Origin of the sequence: Aquibium sp. A9E412 (genome assembly GCF_030398335.1) — a bacterium.
Taxonomy (GTDB): Bacteria; Pseudomonadota; Alphaproteobacteria; order Rhizobiales; family Rhizobiaceae; genus A9E412.
Map to the genome: position 1 here is coordinate 126,862 of NZ_JAOAOP010000003.1, position 12,556 is coordinate 139,417.

Genomic DNA, 12,556 nt, shown 5'->3' on the forward strand with positions numbered 1-12,556 from the left:
GCATTAAGAAACACTTATTTGGCTTCGGGCCGGCCGCAGCCTGGGCTCCGGCGCGGCCGCGCCGGAGCCTGTCGCCGCTGCCGGCGGGGCGCTATTCGGCGGCCGCCAGAGCCGGTGTCCCGGCCGCCTTGTCGAGGCGCTCGATCAGCCGGCCGCGCTCGGCCAGCGCCGTCTCGACATTCACCTCCTTGACGTGGCCGAAGCCGCGCATCAGCGCCGGCACCGAGGCGAGCGCGGCGGCCGCCTCGATGCGGCCGGGCGCCAGCGCCGCCTCGATGCGTTCGAGGTCGGCCTCGTAGTCGGCCAGCAGGCGGCGCTCCATGCGGCGCTCCGCGGTGTAGCCGAACACGTCGAGCGCGGTGCCGCGCAGGCCCTTCAGCCGCGCCAGAACGCCGAAGGCCGACATCATCCACGGCCCGAAGCGCGCCTTCTTCAGCCGGCCATTGCCGTCGCGCCGCGCCGTCAGTGGCGGTGCCAGATGAAACTCCAGCCGCTCGTAGCTCTCGAACTCGGCGGCGAGCTGGCGCCTGAAGGCGCCGTCGCAGAACAGCCGCGCCACCTCGTACTCGTCCTTGATCGCCATCAGCTTGAACAGGTTGCGCGCCGCCGCCTCGGTGACGACGGTCGAGCCGGGCACCGCGCGCGCCTCCGCCGCGCGCAGCCGCTCGATGCGCCGGCGGTAGCGCTCGGCATAGGCGGCGTTCTGATAGCCGGCGAGGAAGGTGGCGCGCCGCTCGACGATCTCGTCCAGCGTCTCGGCCGGTCGCTCGGCCGCCGGCGCGTCGTCGGCCCGGGCGACCATGCCGCGCACGGCCTCCGGCTCGTGCGCGGCGCGCCGGCCCCAGCGGAAGGCCGCGACGTTCATGTCGACCGCCTGGCCGTTCAGCGCGATGGCACGCTCGATCGCCTCGGCGCCGAGCGGCAGGCCGCCGAACTGGTAGGCCATGCCGAGCATGAACATGTTGGAGGCGAGCGCGTTGCCGAACAGCGCCGCGGCGGTGCGCGTGGCGTCGAAGAAATGCGCCTGCTCCGCGCCCGCCGCCTCGCGGATCGCCTTCTTCAGCCGCTCGCTCGGCAGCGAGAAGTCGGCCTGGCGGGTGAAGTCGCCCGGCATCACCTCCGCCGTGTTGGCGACGACCAGCGTGTGGCCCGGACGCGCGGCGGCCAGCACCTTCTTGGCGCCGGACACGACGAGGTCGCAGCCCAGGATGAGGTCGGCCTTGCCGGCCGACACGCGGATCGCGCTGATGTCGGCCGGGCGCGGCGCGATGCGCAGATGGCTGTAGACGGCGCCGCCCTTCTGGGCGAGGCCGGCCATGTCGATGATGCCGGCGCCCTTGCCCTCCAGATGCGCGGCCATGCCGAGGATGGCGCCGATGGTGACGACGCCGGTTCCGCCGATGCCGTCGACGATGGCCGACCAGCCGGCCTCGAGCGGCCGCGCGGCGGGCTCCGGCACGCCGTCGAGCGGATCGGCCGCGCCGGCCGCGCCGGAGCTCTTGCGCAGCCGGCCGCCATGCACCGTCACGAAGGACGGGCAGAAGCCGTTCAGGCAGGAGAAGTCCTTGTTGCACGACGACTGGTCGATGCGCCGCTTGCGGCCGAACTCGGTCTCCACCGGCTGCACCGACACGCAGTTCGACTGCACGCCGCAGTCGCCGCAGCCCTCGCACACCAGCTCGTTGATGACCACGCGCCGGTCGGGATCGGGAAACGTGCCGCGCTTGCGCCGGCGCCGCTTCTCCGCCGCGCAGGTCTGGTCGTAGATCAGCACCGACACGCCCTCGACCTCGCGCAGGTCGCGCTGCACCCGGTCGAGGTCGTCGCGGTGGTCGACCGTGGTGCCGGGCGGGAAGGCGGCGGTGCCGCCGTACTTGTCCGGCTCGTCGCTGACCACCGCGATCCGCTCGACGCCCTCCGCCCGCACCTGGCGCGCGATCATGTCGACCGACAGGCTGCCCTCGTGCGGCTGGCCGCCGGTCATCGCCACGGCGTCGTTGTAGAGGATCTTATAGGTCATGGTGACGCCGCTCGCCACCGCGAAGCGCAGCGCCAGGACGCCGGAGTGGTTGTAGGTGCCGTCGCCGAGGTTCTGGAAGAAGTGCTTGCGCTTGGAGAACGGCGCCTGGCCGACCCATTGCGCGCCCTCGCCGCCCATCGCCGTGAAGCCGACGGTCGACCGGTCCATCCACAGCGACATGAAGTGGCAGCCGATGCCGGCGCCGGCGAGCGAGCCCTCCGGCACGCGCGTCGAGCTGTTGTGCGGGCAGCCGGAGCAGAAATAGGGCGTGCGCACGGCGACGTCGGCGGTGTCGGCCAGCATCGCCTGGTACTGGCGCAGCCGGCTGACGCGCTGGGCGATCTCCTCCGACGGGCCGATCACCCGCAGGATGCGCTCGCCGATGGCGATGGCGATGTCGTTCGGGTCGAGCGCGCCCTTGGCCGGGAACAGCCAGTCGCCGCGCTCGTCCTTCTTGCCCACCACGGTCGGCTGCATCGCCGTGCCGTAGAGGTTTTCGCGCACCTGCACCTCGATCAGCGAGCGCTTCTCCTCGACCACGATGACGGTCTCGAGCCCGTCAACGAAGTCCTTCAGGTGCTCGATGTCGAGCGGCCACGGGCAGGCGACCTTGAACAGCCGCAGGCCGAGCTGCGCGGCGCGCGCCTCGTCGACGCCGAGATCATCGAGCGCCTGGCGCACGTCGAGATAGCTCTTGCCGACGGTGATGATCCCGAGCCGGGCGTTGCGGCCGCCCGAATAGACGATGCGGTTGAGCCCGTTGGCGCGCACGAAGGCGGCCGCCGCCGCGCGCTTGTGCTCATGCAGCCGCGCCTCCTGGCCGAGCTGGTCGATCTCGTGGCGGATGTTGAGGCCGCCGGGCGGCATGTCGAACTCCGGCGTCACCACGCCGAGGCGGTCGAGCGCGACATCCACCGAGGCGGTCGATTCGATGTTGTCCTTGACGCACTTGATCGCCGCCCAGGTGCCGGCGAAGCGCGACAGCGCATAGCCGTACAGGCCGTAGTCGATCAGCTCCTGCACCCCGGCCGGGTTGAGGATCGGGATCATCGTGTCGACGAACAGGAACTCGGTGGCATGCGCCACGGTCGAGGATTCGGCCGTGTGGTCGTCGCCCATCAGCGCCAGCACGCCGCCGTTGCGCGACGAGCCGGCCAGGTTGGCGTGGCGGAACACGTCGCCCGAGCGGTCGACGCCCGGCCCCTTGCCGTACCACACCGAGAACACGCCGTCGTAGCGCCCCTCGCCGAGCAGCTCGGCCTGCTGCGAGCCCCAGCACGCGGTCGCCGCCAGTTCCTCGTTGAGGCCGGGCTGGAAGACGATGTCGGAGCCGGCGAGCTGGCGCCGCGCCTTCCAGAGCTGCTGGTCGAGGCCGCCGAGCGGCGAGCCGCGGTAGCCCGACACGAAGCCGGCGGTGTTGAGGCCGGCGCGCCGGTCGCGCTCGCGCTGCATCAGCAGCATGCGCACCACCGCCTGCGCGCCCGAGATGAAGATCCGGTCCTTGGAAAGGTCGTACTTGTCGTCCAGCGAGACGTCGTGCAGCGTCATCGATATCCTCCCGCCGTCGCCCGCCACAGCGCGGCACGACGGTTCGGCGCGACAGTGTTTCCATTCGCCCGCGCCGCGTCAAACGTTTTCACGCCCGCTTTCCAAAGCGCAATTTCCGCTCCGCCGGCCGCCGCGTCGAGCGCGATCCGGTCCGCGTCGACGGCGCGCACGCAACATCCTTTCGCGCCCGCCGGCGTGCGCCAACCCCGGCCGCCGGCTGCAACGGCAGTCTAATTCACAAGCATCGGGGAAGCTGCTAGGCGGACTCGACCACGCGCGCCCGGGGCGGCAGTCGACTTTCGTCCCGTTCGCATGCAGTGTGGCGACCACAACAAGCGGCAAAGCCGCGAGGGGAACATTCGGAGGAGACCAATGGCGGGGCTGCTAGGCCTGGCGCGCGTCGTCGATCGCGTGAACACCTTCATCGGCACAAACGTGTCCTGGCTGGTGCTGGCGGCGGTCCTGGTGTCCGCCTACAACGCCATCGTCCGCTTCGTCGGCGACGGCCTGCCGCGGTTCCTGCCGATTCCGCGCGCCTCCAACGCGCTGCTCGAGCTGCAGTGGTATCTCTACGGCACGGTGTTCATGCTGGCGGCGGCCTACACGCTGCTGCGCAACGAGCACATCCGCATCGACATCATCTCGAACATGCTGTCCAAGCGCACGCGCGACTGGATCGACCTGTTCTGCCACGTCTTCTTCCTGCTGCCCTTCGTCGCGCTGCTGGTGTGGCTGAGCTGGCCGTGGTTCCGCCGCTCCTTCCTGTCGGGCGAGATCTCGGCCAACGCCAACGGCCTGATCATCTGGCCGGCCAAGTTCATGGTGCTCGCCGGCTTCGTGCTGCTCACCGCCCAGGCGGTGTCGGAGATCATCAAGCGCTTCGCCGTCATCCGCGGCATCATCGACGAGCCCAACCCGCAGCACGCCCTGCATCCGGCCGCCGAGGCGGCCATCGAGATGGAGGAAAAGGGCCGTGATTGACGTCATCGCGCACAACCTGGCGCCGATCATGTTCGTCGCGGTGATGGCGATGCTTTTGATCGGCTATCCGGTCGCCTTCACGCTGGCCGCCGGCGGGCTGTTCTTCTTCGTCATCGGCGTCGAGCTGTCGCACATCTCGAGCGAGATCCGGCTGTTCTGGCCGCTGCTGCAGTCGCATCCCGAGCGCATCTACGGGATCATGTACAACGACACGCTGCTCGCCATCCCCTTCTTCACCTTCATGGGGCTGATCCTCGAGCGCTCGCGCATGGCCGAGGACCTGCTCGACACCGTCGGCCAGCTCTTCGGCCCGGTGCGCGGCGGCATCGCCTATGCCGCCGTGCTGGTCGGCGCGCTGCTCGCCGCCACCACCGGCGTGGTCGCCGCCTCGGTGATCGCCATGGGCCTGATCTCGCTGCCCATCATGATGCGCTACAACTACAATGCGAGCTTCGCCACCGGCACCATCGCCGCCTCCGGCACGCTGGCCCAGATCGTGCCGCCCTCGCTGGTGCTGATCGTCATGGCCGACCAGCTCGGCCGCTCGGTCGGCGACATGTATGTCGGCGCGCTGCTGCCCGCGCTGATCATCATCGGCGCCTACTGCCTCTACGTTTTCGCCGTGACGCTGGTGAAGCCGCAATGGGCGCCCGCCCTGCCGCCGGAGACGCGCACGCTGGGCGGCGGCGTCACCTCGCTGATCGCGCTTCTGGCGGCTGCCGTCGGCATCTACTTCGCCACCTACCACACGGTCTTCGCCGAGATGTCCGACGAGGTGCGGCTGGTCTGGGCGGCGACCACCGCCACCCTGGTGGCGCTCGCCTTCAGCCTGCTCAACCGCTACCTGAAGCTCGGCATCCTGTCGCGCCTGGCCGAGCAGGTGGTGATCGTGCTGATCCCGCCGCTGGCGCTCATCTTCCTGGTGCTCGGCACCATCTTCCTCGGCATCGCCACGCCGACCGAGGGCGGCGCGATGGGCGCCACCGGCGCGCTGGTTCTGGCGATGATCAAGCGGCGGCTGAGCTTCTCCGTTCTCAAGCAGGCGCTTGATTCGACCACCAAGCTCGCCGCCTTCGTCATGTTCATCCTGATCGGCGCGCGCGTCTTCGGCCTCACCTTCTACGGCATCAACGGCAATGTGTGGATCGAGGAGCTGCTGCTCAGCCTGCCGGGCGGCGAGAGCGGCTTTCTCATCGTCGTGACGATCGTCGTCTTCGTGCTCGGCTGCTTCCTCGACTTCTTCGAGATCGCCTTCATCATGGTGCCGCTGCTGGCGCCGGCGGCCGAGACGCTGGGCATCGACCTGATCTGGTTCGGCGTCATCCTCGGCATCAACCTGCAGACCTCGTTCCTGACGCCGCCCTTCGGCTTCTCGCTGTTCTACCTGCGCTCCATCGCGCCCAACAAGGAGTGGTTCGACGAGGTGTCGGGGCGCACGCTGCCGGCGGTCAGGACCTTCGCCATCTACCGCGGCGCCCTGCCCTACATCGTCATCCAGTTCGCCATGATCCTGCTGGTGATCTCCTTCCCGCAGCTCGTCACCCACTACAAGAGCGAGAACGTGGTCGACCCCGACGACATCGAGATCACCGTGCCGCCGTTCGGCCAGGACGGCAACCAGCCGGGCCTGCCGGGCGGCCTCGGCTCGCCCTTCGACACGCCGCCGGGCGGCGAGGGCACCGGCGGCGGTGGCGGCGGACTGCAGCTTCCCGGCATCGGCACGCTGACGCCGCTCGGCGCGCCGCCGGCCGAGCCGCCGGCCGAAGGCGCGGACGACGCTCCCGCCGGCAATGGCGGCAGCGACCTGAGCCAGCCGCCGCGCTTCGACTGACGGTGGGCCGGCGGCGGCGCTGCCGGAAACCGGCCCGCTCGACGACGAAGGCCCCGGGCGGGCACCCGGGGCCTTGCTGCCAGCGCCGGCCTGCGTTTCATGGCTTCGCAGGTCGGCTCCAAGTTATTGTTCTCACGCGTTTGCGAACGGCAACCCGGTTCCCGCTTCGCTCTGGACGCGGCTTAAAGCTTGCCGGCGCGCTGCTGGATCATCATGAAGGTGTCGAAGGTGTACTCCGACAGCTGCGCCCACAGATAGGCGTCCTTCTTGAAGGCCCGCTGGTTGTCGTAGATCTTCTTGAAGGTCTCGTTCTCGGCGTTGATCTCGTCGTAGGTCTCCATCGCCGCGTTGTAGCAGGCCTCCAGGATCTCCTGGCTGAACGGCCGGAGCTGCGCGCCGTCGGCGACGAGCTGGCGGACGGCGCTCGGGTTCTTGTAGTCGTAGCTCGCCATCATGTCGGCATTGGCCGCCCGGCAGGCCGATTCCATCACCGCCTTGTAGGTGTCGGACAGCTCGTTCCACTTCTCCAGGTTGACCATGGCGTGCAGCACCGGGCCGCCTTCCCACCAGCCGGGATAGTAGTAGTACTGCGCCACCTTGTTGAAGCCGAGCTTCTGGTCGTCATACGGCCCGACCCACTCGGTGGCGTCGATCGTGCCCTTCTCCAGCGCCGGATAGATGTCGCCGCCGGCGATCTGCTGCGGCACGACGCCGAGCTTCTCGATGATCTTGCCGCCCATGCCGCCGATGCGCATCTTCAGGCCGTCGAGATCGTCGACCGTGTTGATCTCCTTGCGGAACCAGCCGCCCATCTGGGCCCCGGTGTTGCCGCACGGCAGGCCGTAGAGGTTCTGCGTGGCGTAGAACTCGTTCATCAGCTCGTTGCCCTGGCCGTAGTAGTACCAGGCGTTCTGCTGGCGGTAGTTGAGGCCGAACGGGATCGCGGTGCCGAGCGCGTAGGACGGATCCTTGCCCCAGTAGTAGTAGGACGCGGTGTGGCACAGCTCCACCGTGCCGGCCGATGCCGCGTCGGCCGCCTGCAGGCCGGGCACGATCTCGCCGGCGGCGAACACCTGGATCTCGAAATTGCCGTCGGTCGCCTCGCTGACGAAGCGGGCCATCGTCTCGGCCGCGCCGTAGATGGTGTCGAGCGCCTTGGGGAAGGACGAGGTGCAGCGCCAGGTGATCTTCGGGTTGGACTGCGCGATTGCCGGTGCGGCGAGCGTGGTGGCGGCTGCGGCACCGGCTCCGGCAAAGCCGGCCTTGCGTATGAATGAACGGCGATCCATCGGATTCCTCCCATGATTTCAGACGGATACGAGGCCGTTGTGTTCCCCTTTTGTCGGCCCCGGGGCGGTATCAATACACGCCCCGCCAAAGCTGTCCAGCACGGGAAGGACTTGCGCCCGCGCGGCGATATTCTACTTAAGTCTGATTGCCGCCGCCGTTGCGGCGCGCTGTGCAGGGCGGGCCGGAGCGCCGCCCCATGGAGGTTTGCAATGCCGCAGCAGCCGCTCGTCGCCGTGTCGTCCGACGTGCGAGACTTCGCCCGCTACACCTGGCACGCCACGCCGTCGACCTATCTCGAGGCGGCGGTCGGCGCGGCCGGCGTGCTGCCGCTGATCGTGCCGTCCTTTGGCGAGCGGCTCGACCTCGACGCCCTGCTCGACGGCGTCGACGGCGTGCTTCTGACCGGCTCGGCGAGCAACGTCCACCCGTCCCGCTACGGCGCCGCGGCGCACGAGCGCGACGGTCCCTTCGATCTCGCCCGCGACGCCACCACGCTGCCGCTGGCGCGCCGCGCCCTGGCCCGCGGCCTGCCGCTGCTGGCCATCTGCCGCGGCCTGCAGGAGCTCAACGTCGCGCTCGGCGGCACGCTGGCGACCGAGCTGCAGGAGCGGCCGGGCGCGCTCGACCACCGCGCGCCCGAAAGCGACGTGCAGGACGAGCGCTTCGCCATCCGCCAGACGGTGTCGGTCAAGCCCGGCACCTGCCTGGCGCGCATCGTCGGGGCCGGCGACAAGCGGGTGAACTCGCTGCACCGCCAGGGCATCGACGCGCCGGCGCCCGGCCTCGTCGTCGAGGCGCTGGCCGAGGACGGCACGGTCGAGGCGGTGTCGGTGGCCGGCGCCCGCGGCTTCGCGGTCGGCGTGCAGTGGCATCCCGAATACTGGGCTGGCTCGGACGACATGTCGGCGCGGGTGCTGCGCGCCTTCGGCGACGCCGTGCGCGCCCACGCCGCCGCGCGCCGCGCCCCCGCCGCGGCGGAATAGCTAGCGCACGGCGACCAGCGCCAGCATCGGCGCGCCCGGCCGGAAGGATTCATAGGCGACGCCGTCGCCGGCGGCGAACTCGACCAGCGTGCGGCCCTGCGCCAGCACCAGCGCGACGGAGCCGTCGTCCTGCTCGCGCCAGTAGCGCGCCCGCGACAGCCCCTGCATCAGCGCGTCGCAGGCGCCGAACAGCTCGAGCCGGCGGGTTCCCGGCTCGACGGCCGGCCCGCGCCGCAGCCCGCAGCGCGCTCCGTCGCCCGGCGCCACGACCCGGTAGTGCGGGCGCTCGGCCGCCGCGTCGACGGCAACGCTGCCGGTCGTCTGCCTGTCGATGCCTGCCGGCCCCGGCGCCAGAAGCGCCGAAATGCCGAGAACCAGCGCCGCCGCGCCGACCATCGCTGCGCCTTTCATTGCCTCACCTCCGGCCGCGGCGCCGGCCAATGCGGCTGCCTGCCTGCACGAGCGTGGGCGCGAAGCCTTAACGATCCGCTAAAGCGTTGCCCGGCGACGTGGAAACCGTTTCGCCGTTCGCAAAACGCGTCAAGACGACGACTTGGAGCCGATCCGCGCGACCGTGAAGAGCAGATCGGCTTAAGCCTGCTCGCGGGCTCCGCGCGGCGGCAGCGCCGCGGTCTCCGACACCGGCGTGAGCGGGCGGCCGGTCTCGAACCAGGCGACCAGGTTGTCGACCACCAGGTCGGCCATCGCCCGGCGCGTCGCCACCGAGGCCGAGCCGACATGCGGCAGCAGGCAGGCGTTGTCACGCGACAGCAGCGCCTCCGGCACGTTCGGCTCGTCGGCGAAGACGTCGAGGCCGGCCGCCGCGATGGTGCCGTCGGCCAGCGCGGCGGCGAGCGCCGCCTCGTCGACGGTGCTGCCGCGCCCGACATTGACGAACACGCCGTCGGTGCCGAGCGCGGCCAGCACCTCGGCATTGACGGCGCGGTCCGTCGCCGCGCCGCCCGGCGCGACGCTGATCAGCGTGTCGACGGCCGCCGCCAGCCCGACCAGCGTGTCGTGATAGGTGTAGGGCGTGTCGGCGACCGGCCGCCGGTTGTGGTAGGCGATCGGCAGGCCGAAGGCCGCCAGCCGGCGCGCCACGGCAAGGCCGATGCGCCCCATGCCGAAGATGCCGACGCTGCGCCCGCGCAGGGTGAGCGGCGACAGCGCGAAGGCGCCCTCGCCGCGCCAGCGCCCGGCGCGCAGCCAGGCCTCCGCCTGCGGCAGCCGGCGCACGGTGTTGATGAGCAGCCCGACCGCCGTGTCGGCCACCTCGTCGGTCAGCACGTCCGGCGTGTTGGTGACAATGACGCCGCGCCGGGCGGCGTGCCCGGCATCGACGGCGTCGTAGCCGACGCCGAAATTGGCGATGATCTCGAGGCCCGGCAGGGCGTCGATGAAGGCGGCGTCGATCTGCGTCATCGCCGCCACGCCGCGTGCCTCGCCGGCGAGGCCGTCCGGCAGCAGCGCGGCGTCGGCGCGCGCGATCGGCACCATCCGGAAGGTGGCCGAGATGCGTTCCACCGCGTGCGGGTGAAGCCGCCCCGGAACGATGATCGGAATGCGCTGCGTGTCCAAGCGGGCCCTCCAGGTTCGCGCCGCGCGGCGGCGGCGCGCAAGCCTAGCCGATTTGCGCCGGCCGCAAAATCGCCGCGGCCGAAGCGCCGGCGGCAGGCGCCACGATCACGTTCGTTTGATCGCCGCGCCCTGGGAACAACCCGCCGGGCAGCACGTTGAGGCCGCAGTCGCGCAAGCCAAGCGCGCAAGGAATTCAAAGGAGATCTGAGTGATGAAAATGAAGCTTCTCACCACCGCCGTGATGGCCGTCGGCCTTGCGACCGGCGGCGCGCTCGCCCAGAGCAAGAACGCCTCCGGCCCGAACTTCATGTCGGACGAAGAGCGCGTGATGTACGAGGACAACGCCGAGGTCATGGGCGGCTTCTTCACCGACGAGACGATGGCCGAGCTGCGCACGGACGAGGAGATCGAGACGGCGTTCGGCGCCATGGGCGACGACGACCGTGCCGAGGTGGTCGCCGCGTGCGACCGCGCCATGCAGAACCGCGGCTCCTACGGTCCGGTGACGGTGAGCCTGTGCGAGAAGGTCGGCGCGCTGTAAGCGCCCCGCCGTCATTCTCGGGAAAAACGGGTCGGGCCCTGTCCGGCCCGTTTTTTCTTGCGTCGCCGAGTCGAGGCGTTTGCAGGCGAAGTGGACACCGGTTCGCCCTGCGCAAACGCGTCAGAACCATAATCTGGAGACGATCTGCGATCGGGTGAAAGGCGGATCGTTTCTAGCGCCGCGGCGGCCGTCCGGTCGACTGCCGCACGCGCAATTCGGGCCGGATCAGCACCTCCTGCGGCGCCACGTCCGCCCCGTTGAGCCGCTCCAGCAGCGCCCGGGCGGCGCGCTTGCCGACCTCGCGCTGGCCGTTCCACACGGTGGTCAGCGCCGGCGTGGCGATCGCCGCCTCCTCGAGGTCGTCGTAGCCGGTGACGGAGATGTCGACGCCCGGCGTCAGGCCGGCGCGCGCGATGCCGTTCATCAGGCCGATCGCCACCAGGTCGTTCCAGCACACCACGGCGGTCGGCCGCTCCTTCATCGTCAGCACGCCGATGGCGGCCTCGAAGCCCGCCTGCTTGGTGCGCGGGCCGGGCAGCCGCCAGTGCGGCGGCGCGTCGAGGCCGGCCTTGTTCATCGCCGCGACATAGCCCTGGTAGCGGTGGCGGCCGGTCGAGGTCTGGTCGGTGCCGCCGACCATGGCGATGCGGCGGTGGCCGAGCGCGATCAGGTGGTAGGTGGCCAGCCCGATGCCGTGCGCGTCGTCGCCGCGGAAGGCCGGCGCCGGCGCGTCCTTGACCGTGCGCGCGATCAGCACCGCCGGCAGGCCGTTCTCCTCGGCCATGCGGATGTCCTCGGGCGGCGTGCCGATGGCCGGCGACATGATGACCCCGTCGGCGCCCAGCTGCAGCAGCGTGTCGACGAAGCTGCGCTGCTTCTCGAGCTGGTCGTAGTGGTTGGACAGCAGAAAGGTCTGCCGCGAGCGGTCGAGCTCGCCCTCGATGGCGCGCAGGATCTCGGCGAAGAACGGGTTCATGATGTCGTGCACCACGACCCCGACGATGCCCGACCGCCGCGTGCGCAGGCTCGCCGCCCGGCGGTTGTAGATGTAGCCGATGGCGCGCGCATGCTCCTTGATGCGCTCGCGCGTGGCATCGGCGACCAGCGGGCTGTCGCGCAGCGCCAGCGAGACGGTCGCGGTCGAGACGCCGAGCGCCTCGGCGATATGGGAAAGCTTGATCTTCTGGGCCAGCGCGCGCCTCCCAACCGTTCTCCACCCGGATTAAACGGTTTAAAGAGGCATAGGCCAAGCAGGGCCGCGCGATCAACCCCCCCCCTTCGCCCCCGACGGCGGCCCGTCGCGGGCTACTCGGCCGCTTCGGTCGCGCCGAGCTCCGGCAGGTCCTGGCTGTCGCCGAGATTGTCCTCGATGCGCGCCAGCAGCTTGGCGAGCTGCTTCAGCTCCTTCTTGTCGAGGCCGCGCAGCGCCTGCTTCTCGGTCTTGCGCAACGCCTTTTCGATGGAGCGGATGGCCTCGCGGCCGGCCGGCGTCAGGTGCACGTGCGCCTGGCGGGCGTCGCGGTCGGAGGCGCGCTTCTCCACGAAACCCTGCCCCTGCAGGCGGTTGATCGTCTTGGTCACCGTCGGCGGCCGCACGCCGAGCCGCGCGGCAAGGCCGCCGGGCGTCTGGCCGTCCTCCAGGCTGAGCGCCAGCATCACCTGGTCCTGGCCGGCATAGAAGCCATGCGTGAGCAGACGGGTGGCGAGCGCGGTGCGCGACAGCCGCGCCGCGGCCTGCAGCCGGCCGAGCACGGCACCCTTGGAAGCCTTGGCCATCGCCGTTC

Annotated in this window: 11 protein-coding genes; 4 read left to right on the forward strand and 7 right to left on the reverse strand. The window is 70.5% G+C overall.

All coding sequences use genetic code 11. The features are described 5' to 3' along the window. Positions 1–91: 91 nt before the first annotated feature. On the reverse strand, positions 92–3,568 hold the full coding sequence (locus tag N1F89_RS02790) for an indolepyruvate ferredoxin oxidoreductase family protein (RefSeq protein WP_290081281.1): 3,477 nt from the start codon (positions 3,566–3,568) through the stop codon (positions 92–94). Then, the gene (locus N1F89_RS02795; RefSeq protein WP_290081283.1) at positions 3,565–3,738 is read right to left on the reverse strand and encodes a hypothetical protein; all 174 of its coding nucleotides are present in this window, start codon (positions 3,736–3,738) and stop codon (positions 3,565–3,567) included. Before N1F89_RS02795 ends, N1F89_RS02790 begins: the two co-directional genes overlap by 4 nt. 202 nt (positions 3,739–3,940) lie before the next feature. On the opposite strand from N1F89_RS02795, the gene N1F89_RS02800 reads away from it, so the two are divergent. Next, on the forward strand, positions 3,941–4,549 hold the full coding sequence (locus tag N1F89_RS02800) for a TRAP transporter small permease subunit (RefSeq protein ID WP_290081285.1): 609 nt from the start codon (positions 3,941–3,943) through the stop codon (positions 4,547–4,549). Next, positions 4,542–6,380, forward strand: a complete 1,839-nt coding sequence (locus N1F89_RS02805; protein ID WP_290081287.1) for a TRAP transporter large permease subunit — start codon at positions 4,542–4,544, stop codon at positions 6,378–6,380. The genes N1F89_RS02800 and N1F89_RS02805 overlap by 8 nt, the downstream gene beginning before the upstream one ends. A 182-nt stretch (positions 6,381–6,562) precedes the next feature. Here N1F89_RS02805 and N1F89_RS02810 read toward each other — a convergent pair whose 3' ends face one another. Continuing rightward, complete coding sequence (locus tag N1F89_RS02810) at positions 6,563–7,669, reverse strand: TRAP transporter substrate-binding protein (protein WP_290081289.1); 1,107 nt, start codon at positions 7,667–7,669, stop codon at positions 6,563–6,565. A gap of 210 nt (positions 7,670–7,879) precedes the next feature. Here N1F89_RS02810 and N1F89_RS02815 point away from each other — a divergent pair, with 210 nt between their 5' ends. Beyond that, positions 7,880–8,653: a gamma-glutamyl-gamma-aminobutyrate hydrolase family protein gene (locus tag N1F89_RS02815; protein WP_290081290.1), complete on the forward strand. Its 774-nt coding sequence runs from the start codon at positions 7,880–7,882 to the stop codon at positions 8,651–8,653. Here N1F89_RS02815 and N1F89_RS02820 read toward each other — a convergent pair whose 3' ends face one another. After that, on the reverse strand, positions 8,654–9,064 hold the full coding sequence (locus N1F89_RS02820; RefSeq protein WP_290081293.1) for a hypothetical protein: 411 nt from the start codon (positions 9,062–9,064) through the stop codon (positions 8,654–8,656). A gap of 180 nt (positions 9,065–9,244) precedes the next feature. Then, entirely contained in the window at positions 9,245–10,231 is a 987-nt protein-coding gene (locus N1F89_RS02825; protein WP_290081295.1) for a 2-hydroxyacid dehydrogenase, read from the reverse strand. A gap of 211 nt (positions 10,232–10,442) precedes the next feature. Between N1F89_RS02825 and N1F89_RS02830 the strand changes: the two genes are divergently transcribed. After that, a complete protein-coding gene (locus N1F89_RS02830; protein WP_290081297.1) occupies positions 10,443–10,772 on the forward strand; it encodes a hypothetical protein in 330 nt (109 codons plus the stop codon). A gap of 172 nt (positions 10,773–10,944) precedes the next feature. On the opposite strand, the gene N1F89_RS02835 is transcribed toward N1F89_RS02830, so the two are convergent. Next, positions 10,945–11,964, reverse strand: coding sequence for a LacI family DNA-binding transcriptional regulator (locus N1F89_RS02835; RefSeq protein ID WP_290081373.1), 1,020 nt, complete (start codon positions 11,962–11,964; stop codon positions 10,945–10,947). Between the two features lie 113 nt (positions 11,965–12,077). After that, positions 12,078–12,548, reverse strand: a complete 471-nt coding sequence (locus tag N1F89_RS02840; protein ID WP_290081299.1) for a MarR family transcriptional regulator — start codon at positions 12,546–12,548, stop codon at positions 12,078–12,080. Between the last annotated feature and the right edge of the window lie 8 nt (positions 12,549–12,556).

What these genes read in the sequence shown, in the direction of transcription:
- N1F89_RS02820 (WP_290081293.1), bottom strand. Translation starts at nt 9,064, where the DNA reads ATGAAAGGCGCAGCGATGGTCGGCGCGGCGGCGCTGGTTCTCGGCATT.
- N1F89_RS02810 (WP_290081289.1), bottom strand. Translation starts at nt 7,669, where the DNA reads ATGGATCGCCGTTCATTCATACGCAAGGCCGGCTTTGCCGGAGCCGGT.
- N1F89_RS02830 (WP_290081297.1), top strand. Translation starts at nt 10,443, where the DNA reads ATGAAAATGAAGCTTCTCACCACCGCCGTGATGGCCGTCGGCCTTGCG.
- N1F89_RS02800 (WP_290081285.1), top strand. Translation starts at nt 3,941, where the DNA reads ATGGCGGGGCTGCTAGGCCTGGCGCGCGTCGTCGATCGCGTGAACACC.
- N1F89_RS02790 (WP_290081281.1), bottom strand. Translation starts at nt 3,568, where the DNA reads ATGACGCTGCACGACGTCTCGCTGGACGACAAGTACGACCTTTCCAAG.
- N1F89_RS02815 (WP_290081290.1), top strand. Translation starts at nt 7,880, where the DNA reads ATGCCGCAGCAGCCGCTCGTCGCCGTGTCGTCCGACGTGCGAGACTTC.
- N1F89_RS02840 (WP_290081299.1), bottom strand. Translation starts at nt 12,548, where the DNA reads ATGGCCAAGGCTTCCAAGGGTGCCGTGCTCGGCCGGCTGCAGGCCGCG.